Below are 323 nucleotides of genomic sequence, written 5' to 3' on the forward strand. Positions count from 1 at the left end.
TATGAAGATGGTCAACTGTTCACTGGCTTCCGTTATTACATGGGTACTTATTATTGGTTTGTTAACGGTGTTCGACAAAACACTGGCTGGCGTAGTGCTTGGGGTTTGACCTACTATACTGATCAAGATGGTCGGGCCGTTCAAGGCACTCACGTGATTGATGGTAAAGTTTATAACTTTGGTGATGATGGTACTTACTATTCACGCCCAGTTCAAGGATATGTTTGGGATGGCTCATCGGCAAATGGTGGTTATCGTTGGTATGAAGATGGTCAACTGTTCACTGGCTTCCGTTATTACATGGGTACTTATTATTGGTTTGT

General features: G+C 42.7%; 1 pseudogene. It reads left to right on the forward strand.

The window, feature by feature from the left end:
- Positions 1–323, forward strand: a pseudogene (locus tag AOQ32_RS08540) (1,4-beta-N-acetylmuramidase); the annotation flags it as partial.

The organism is Fructobacillus tropaeoli (assembly GCF_001047135.2).
Classification (GTDB): Bacteria; Bacillota; Bacilli; order Lactobacillales; family Lactobacillaceae; genus Fructobacillus; species Fructobacillus tropaeoli.